This window comes from Arhodomonas sp. KWT (genome assembly GCF_010993615.1).
In genome coordinates this window covers 4,420-9,487 of record NZ_WNXE01000111.1, presented here as the reverse complement: position 1 = coordinate 9,487, position 5,068 = coordinate 4,420, and the positions used below count along the sequence as shown (strand labels likewise).

Below are 5,068 nucleotides of genomic sequence, written 5' to 3'. Positions count from 1 at the left end.
CCCCCTTGGGCCGGGTGTCGGTGGTGAGGATGGCCTCGGCGGCGTCCCCCCAGGCGTCGGCCCGCAGGCCGTCCACGAGGGCAGGCAGGCCCGCCTCGATGCGTCCGACCGGCAGCGGCTCGCCGATCACACCGGTGGAATACGGCAGCACCGCCTCCGGCGTGCAGTCGACCAGGGACGCCAGTGCCTCGCAGCAGCGCCGGGCATCGGCGTGACCGCGTTCGCCCGTGCCGGCGTTGGCGTTGCCCGTGTTGACGAGCAGATAGCGCGGCGCGGTCGTCGCGAGGTTTGCCGCGGCGAGCACCACCGGTGCCGCACGGAAGCGGTTCTCCGTGAACACCGCGGCGGCATTGCCCCCCGGCGCGAGCTCGATGAGCGCGAGGTCGCGCCGGTTCGGCTTGCTCACGCCCGCGGCCGTGGCGGCGAGGCGCACGCCGGGGACCGGATGCAGCACCGGCAGGGCATCGTTACCGACCGCCACGGATCAGCCCGCCAGCCGGCCGTGGCAGTGCTTGTACTTGCGCCCGGAGCCGCAGGGGCAGGGCTCGTTGCGCCCGACCTTGCGGCCGTCGCGCACGAACGTCCCGCTCTCGCCGCTGTCCGCGGCGGCCGCACCGTCCTCGCCGGCGGCGTCACTCATGGCGCTCGCCTCGGCATGCTGGGCCCGCATGGACGCCTGCTCGCGGGCATGGCGCTCCTCCTCCGCGGCGCGCGCCTCCTCCTCGGAGCGCACGTGAACGTGGCTGAGGATCTTGATGGTCTCGCGCTTGATGCCCTCGAGCATCTCCTGGAACATCGCGAAGGCCTCGCGCTTGAACTCCTGCTTGGGGTCACGGCTGGCCATGCCGCGCAGCTGGATGCCCTGGCGCAGATGGTCCATGGCGGCGAGGTGGTCCTTCCAGTGCGCATCGAGCACCTGCAGGAGGAAGCTCTGCTCGACCTGGCGCATGAGCTCGCTGCCGATCTCCGCCTCCTTCTCACGGTACTGCTCGGCGATGTGCTCCTGGATGCGCTCGCGCAGCGTCTCCTCGTGGAGGTCGTCCTCCTCGTCGAGCCATTGCTGCACCGGCAGCCGGGCGTTGAACTCCGCGGCGAGGGCCTCCTCGAGGCCGGCGATATCCCACTGCTCGTCGATGCTGCCCGGCCGGATGTGCTCGCTGATCACCGCCTCGACGACGTCCCCGCGCATCGCCTCTATGGTCTCGGAGATGTCCTCCGAGCGCAGCAGCTCGTCGCGCTGCTGATAGACCACCTTGCGCTGGTCGTTGGCGACGTCGTCGTACTCCAGCAGGTGCTTGCGCATGTCGAAGTTGTGGCCCTCGACCTTGCGCTGGGCATTCTCGATCACCCGCGAGACCATCCCGCTCTCGATGGCCTCGCCCTCCTCCATGCCAAGGCGCTGCATCAGCCCCGAGACGCGCTCGGAGGCGAAGATGCGCAGGAGGCTGTCCTCCAGGGAGAGATAGAAACGGGTCGAGCCCGGGTCGCCCTGACGGCCGGAACGGCCGCGGAGCTGGTTGTCGATGCGCCGGGATTCATGACGCTCGGTGCCGATGACGTGCAGGCCGCCGGCCTCGATCACGGCGTCGTGCCGGGCCTGCCAGTCCGCGCGCTGGCGCTCCCCGGCCTCCCCGGAGGTATCGTCGCCGAGCTCGGCGAGCTCCGCGTCGAGGTTGCCGCCGAGCACGATATCGGTGCCGCGGCCGGCCATGTTCGTGGCGATGGTCACCGCACCCGGGCGGCCCGCCTGGGCGATGATGCCCGCCTCGCGCTCGTGCTGCTTGGCGTTGAGGACCTCGTGGGGGACCTTGGCACTGCGCAGCTCCCGGGAGAGCAGCTCCGAGGCCTCGATGGAGGTGGTGCCCACCAGTACCGGCTGCCCGCGCTGGTGGCAGTCCCGGATGTCCTCGAGGATTGCCGCGTACTTGTCCTGCTGGCTGAGATAGACCAGGTCGTGGTGGTCCTCGCGGACCATGGGCTTGTTGGTGGGGATGACCACCACCTCCAGGCCGTAGATGTGCTGGAACTCGTACGCCTCGGTGTCGGCGGTACCGGTCATGCCGGAGAGCTTGTCGTAGAGGCGGAAGTAGTTCTGGAAGGTGATCGAGGCGAGAGTCTGGTTCTCGGCCTGGATCTCGACCCCTTCCTTCGCCTCGACCGCCTGGTGGAGGCCGTCACCCCAGCGCCGCCCCGGCATGGCGCGGCCGGTGAACTCGTCGACGATCACGATCTGGCCTTCGCGCACGAGGTAATGGACGTCGCGCTGGAAGATTGCATGGGCCCGCAGGGCCGCATTCAGATGATGGACGAGGGAGATGTTGCGGGCGTCGTAGAGGTTCTCGTCCTCCTTGAGCAGGCCGCTCTCCTTGAGGATCTGCTCGGCGCGCTCCTGGCCGTCCTCGGTGAGATAGACCTGGCGGGCCTTCTCGTCGACGCTGAAATCACCAGGCCCCTCTTCCTCCTCCTGCCGGGTGAGGCGGGGCACGAGCTGGTCGATACGCTGGTAGAGCTCGCTGGACTGCTCCGCCTGTCCGGAGATGATCAGCGGGGTACGCGCCTCGTCGATGAGGATGGAGTCCACCTCGTCGACGATGGCGAAACCGCGGCCGCGCTGGACCCGCTCCTCGAGGCGCAGGGCCATATTGTCGCGGAGGTAGTCGAAGCCGAATTCGTTGTTGGTCCCGTACGTGATGTCCGCGGCGTAGGCGGCGCGCTTGTCCTCGGGGTCCATTCCCGGCACCGCGACCCCGACCTCCAGGCCCAGGAAGCGATAGACCCGTCCCATCCACTCGGCGTCGCGCCGGGCCAGGTAGTCGTTGACCGTGACCACGTGCACCCCGGTGCGCGGCAACGCGTTCAGATAGGCGGCCAGCGTGGCGACCAGGGTCTTGCCCTCACCGGTCTTCATCTCGGCGATCCGGCCCTCATGGAGCACCATGCCGCCGATGAGCTGGACGTCGAAGTGGCGCATCCCGAGCACCCGGCGGGCCGTCTCGCGCACGGTGGCGAACGCCTCGGGCAGGAGGTCGTCCAGGCTCTCGCCGGCCTCGAGACGCTCGCGGAACACCGCGGTACGCCCGGCCAGGGCGTCATCGTCGAGCTTCTGGACGGATTCCTCGAGGTCGTTGATGCGCTGCACCGTCTTGCGCATCCGGCGAACTACGCGGTCATTGCGACTGCCGAAGACCTTCTTGGTAATGGCACCTAACATATGGACGTCATCCGAGCTGGCATGGGTGCGGGCTGAAAGCGGTAGTCCACTTCGCGACAGGGCGCTACTATAGCGTATTCATCCATCCATTAGCAGGGTCACTAATGCCGGCGGATCAGCGCGGCAACGGTCGTCCGAAGGTCCTGCGCGGGGTCCTGCACCGGGGCAACACCGTGCTGGAACGGCTCGGCGCACGCACCCGGGAGACGACCCGGTGGCAACGCCGGCTCCAGCGCGTGCTGCCCGATGAGCTACACGGCCAGTGGCGCCTCGCCGGGTTGGACCGCGATGCCCTGGCGTTGGTTGCACACTCTCCGATCTGGGCCACCCAGCTGCGATACCGGCAGGGGGAGCTGCTGGAGGCCGCCGCATCGCTGATCGACCAGCGCCCCCGTACGTGCCGGATCACCGTCGAGCCGCCGCGACTGCGCACCCGTCGTGCGCCGCCTCGGCGGCTGAGTGGCACGAACGCCCGCCTGCTGGAGACCACCGCCGAGGGCTGTGACGACCCACGGCTGGCCGACGCACTGCGCCGGCTGGCCAGTCATGGCCGGGGCGGGGACTAGCCGCCCCGCCGGAACGTCCGGCACGACACGGGGCCGGGCCGGAATACGCACGCGGGCGGGACTGGACGCAGCCCGCCCGCGTTATCGGGGCTCAGTCGACGAGCTCGGCGCGGATACGCGCCTGCACGTCCTCGACGCTGCCGCGGCCGTCCACGCTCACGTACTTCGGCGCATCCGGCCCGCCCTTTCCGGCGAGATCGCGATAGTAGTCGACCAGCGGACGGGTCTGCTCATGGTAGACCTCCAGGCGCTTGCGGACCGTCTCCTCGCGGTCGTCGTCGCGCTGGACCAGCTCCTCGCCGGTCTCGTCGTCGCGGCCCGCCGCCTTCGGCGGGTTATGCTCGACGTGATAGACCCGCCCGGAGCCGGGATGCACGCGCCGCCCGGTCATACGCTGGACGATCTCTTCGTCCGGCACCTGGATCTCGACGACGTTGTCGATGCGGATGCCCTCCGCCGCCAGGGCGTCGGCCTGGGCGATGGTGCGCGGAAAGCCGTCGAAGAGGAAGCCGTTGGCACAGTCCGGCTCGGCCACGCGCTCCTTGATCAGGCCCATGATGATCTCGTCGGAGACCAGCCCGCCGCTGTCCATGACCTTCTTGGCCTCCTGGCCGAGGGGCGTACCCGCCTTGACGGCGGCGCGCAGCATATCCCCGGTGGAGATCTGCGGAATGCCGTAGGTCTCGCACAGGGCCTGCGCCTGAGTCCCTTTACCCGCCCCCGGGGGGCCCAGAAGAATGATGCGCATGAGTCGAACTCCTCCAATGTCGCTCGCTGGCGTTTTCGCTCGCGGCCGGGGCGAAGCCCGACGGCCGGGTCCGGAGGGACCCTCCGGACGGAGGCCAACGAGCCTATCACCCGCCCCCGGGGGGCGCAATTCAGCCCGGGGGACCACGCGAACGCGCCGATGCGCCGGGTAACCTGCCCGCCGGGCCCGCCGACCGTCAGCCCATGACGCGGAAGGCCTCCCGGGTCTCCCCCGTCGGCCGGCCGGCCGGGTCAAAACGCCGCTCGACGAAGGTCGCGGTACCGTCGTCGGCGACGATGTAAACGCTAGAGGCACGGGTCCCGTAGCGCTCGCTGACGATGAACGCCGGTGCCAGCAGGCGCTCCCACTCCAGCGGGACACCGGTATCCGGGAGCGCGTCGTCGGGAACGCCGCGGCGATCGTGAAGCAGCTCGAGAAGCACGCCGGCGTCGACGGCGTCCGCCGCCAGCAACTCCGCCAGCCCGTCACGGGCCCGCCGGACCTTGGGCCAGGGGGTGTCCAGGGTGTGGTTGCTCAGGCCAT

The 5,068-nt window shown here is 69.7% G+C and carries 5 protein-coding genes; 1 reads left to right on the top strand and 4 read right to left on the bottom strand.

The features are described 5' to 3' along the window. On the bottom strand, nt 1-481 hold a 481-nt coding region (locus G7A99_RS13800; RefSeq protein ID WP_205599858.1), incomplete at its 3' end, for a bifunctional ornithine acetyltransferase/N-acetylglutamate synthase. Between the two features lie 3 nt (nt 482-484). Further along, on the bottom strand, nt 485-3,211 hold the full coding sequence (secA, locus tag G7A99_RS13795) for a preprotein translocase subunit SecA (protein WP_163141080.1): 2,727 nt from the start codon (nt 3,209-3,211) through the stop codon (nt 485-487). Between the two features lie 104 nt (nt 3,212-3,315). On the opposite strand from secA, the gene G7A99_RS13790 reads away from it, so the two are divergent. Continuing rightward, nucleotides 3,316-3,777: a DciA family protein gene (locus G7A99_RS13790; protein ID WP_018717299.1), complete on the top strand. Its 462-nt coding sequence runs from the start codon at nt 3,316-3,318 to the stop codon at nt 3,775-3,777. Between the two features lie 91 nt (nt 3,778-3,868). On the opposite strand, the gene adk is transcribed toward G7A99_RS13790, so the two are convergent. After that, a complete protein-coding gene (gene adk / locus G7A99_RS13785; RefSeq protein ID WP_018717298.1) occupies nt 3,869-4,525 on the bottom strand; it encodes an adenylate kinase in 657 nt (218 codons plus the stop codon). Nucleotides 4,526-4,721: 196 nt separating this feature from the next. Continuing rightward, nucleotides 4,722-5,068, bottom strand: a 347-nt coding sequence (locus G7A99_RS24945) for an NRDE family protein (protein WP_205599857.1), incomplete at its 5' end; no start/stop codon positions are given.

Excerpts from the sequence above, each read along its gene's own strand:
- secA (WP_163141080.1), bottom strand. The coding sequence starts at position 3,211 with ATGTTAGGTGCCATTACCAAGAAGGTCTTCGGCAGTCGCAATGACCGC.
- G7A99_RS13790 (WP_018717299.1), top strand. The coding sequence starts at position 3,316 with ATGCCGGCGGATCAGCGCGGCAACGGTCGTCCGAAGGTCCTGCGCGGG.
- adk (WP_018717298.1), bottom strand. The coding sequence starts at position 4,525 with ATGCGCATCATTCTTCTGGGCCCCCCGGGGGCGGGTAAAGGGACTCAG.